Origin of the sequence: Bacillus sp. AFS017336 (assembly GCF_002555445.1) — a bacterium.
Classification (GTDB): Bacteria; Bacillota; Bacilli; order Bacillales; family Bacillaceae_G; genus Gottfriedia.
In genome coordinates, this window is record NZ_NUCO01000161.1 from 1 (window position 1) to 1,395 (window position 1,395).

Consider the following 1,395-nt stretch of genomic DNA (forward strand, 5'->3'; position numbering starts at 1 on the left):
TGGACTTCGGTCAAGAAAGTAGACACTTAAATTTGAGATTTTTTTAATAGACTAGCTGATGTAATACTGTTTGTGAGGTGCTAGAAATCATCATTCCTAAAATTAGAAATAGCCATACTAAACTAAAATGGTTATTTTATGAGATTTTTTCTAGCACTTTTACTTGGCTTTTTCTTTCAAATTGATTTGGTGAACAATATTCTAATTTTGAGTGTTTTCGTTTTTCATTGTAAAAACTACCTATATAATGATTGATTGCTCTTGTTGCTTCAGAACGAGTTTTAAAACGCCTTCTATAAATTAAGTCCTTCTTTAAAGTGGCGTGAAATGATTCGATACACGCATTATCATAGGGATCTCCCTTTTTGCTCATACTGATATTCATTTGCATCTCATTTAACTTAAAAATGTAATCATTAGAACAGTACTGAGATCCACGGTCTGAATGATGGATTAGTCCTTTTTTAGGCTGCCGTGAATTAATGGCCATATTTAATGCTTTTAAAGGAAGCTCTTTTTTTAGATTCGAATCGAGGCTCCAGCCTACAATCTTTCTAGAATATAAATCCATTACTGACGACAAATAAACCCAACCTTCAAGTGTCCAAATGTAAGTGATATCTGCCACCCAAATTCGATTTGGTTCACCTACATTGAACTCACGATTAACTAAGTTAGGATAGGTTTTCAATTCATGATTAGAGTCTGTCGTAACTACATATTTCTCCTGTGGAGTAGCTCTTAATCCTAATTCATTCATCATTCTAGCTACAGTTTTTTGAGAAATCGTATATCCCCATTCTACTAAATCATCATGAACTCTTGGGCTTCCATATGTTCCACCACTGTTATGGAAAGATTTTTTTATTTTCTGCTCAAGCTCTTTTTTATAACGTATCTTTTCAGATTGCACATGACTTTGATTGTTAAGCCATTTATAATATCCACTTGCAGAAACCCCAAGCACTTTACACATCTTCACGGTCGTATGTTCATCTCGATGTGCATGAATGAAGTGATAAACTATACTTGGTTTTTGGTGAAGATGTGCATCGCCTTTTTTAAAATTTCGTTTTCCTCTCTTAGTTGCTTAAGTTCCTTTTCATGTTGTTTCTTTAGCTTTTCTAATTCTGTTGGGGTAATATATTTCTCTTGTGAATTAGCAGGATTTAGTTTACTTTTATATGCCTTAACCCACCGACAAACACTCGAATAAGGAATCTCAAGCTCATAAGATATCTCTGATGCTTTTCTTCCATCCTCAACTATTAATTTTGCAACATATTCTTTGTATTCTTGATCATAGCGCTTCCCCATGTGAACACGTCCTTTAATAAGATACTTACATTATAAATTATTCTCATTTTTACGTGTCCACTTTTTAGACTAACTTAA

Annotated in this window: 2 protein-coding genes; both read right to left on the minus strand. The window is 33.3% G+C overall.

Features of this window, described 5'->3' with window-relative positions; genetic code table 11:
* Positions 1–136 precede the first annotated feature (136 nt).
* Positions 137–1,027: an IS3 family transposase gene (locus CN601_RS26355; RefSeq protein ID WP_306659845.1), complete on the minus strand. Its 891-nt coding sequence runs from the start codon at positions 1,025–1,027 to the stop codon at positions 137–139.
* Positions 1,024–1,317, minus strand: coding sequence for a transposase (locus CN601_RS26360; RefSeq protein ID WP_098119279.1), 294 nt, complete (start codon positions 1,315–1,317; stop codon positions 1,024–1,026). Before CN601_RS26360 ends, CN601_RS26355 begins: the two co-directional genes overlap by 4 nt.
* Positions 1,318–1,395: the final 78 nt, after the last annotated feature.

Bases quoted from the DNA above. Each gene is read 5' to 3' on its own strand.
- CN601_RS26360 (WP_098119279.1), bottom strand. From the start codon at position 1,317: ATGGGGAAGCGCTATGATCAAGAATACAAAGAATATGTTGCAAAATTA.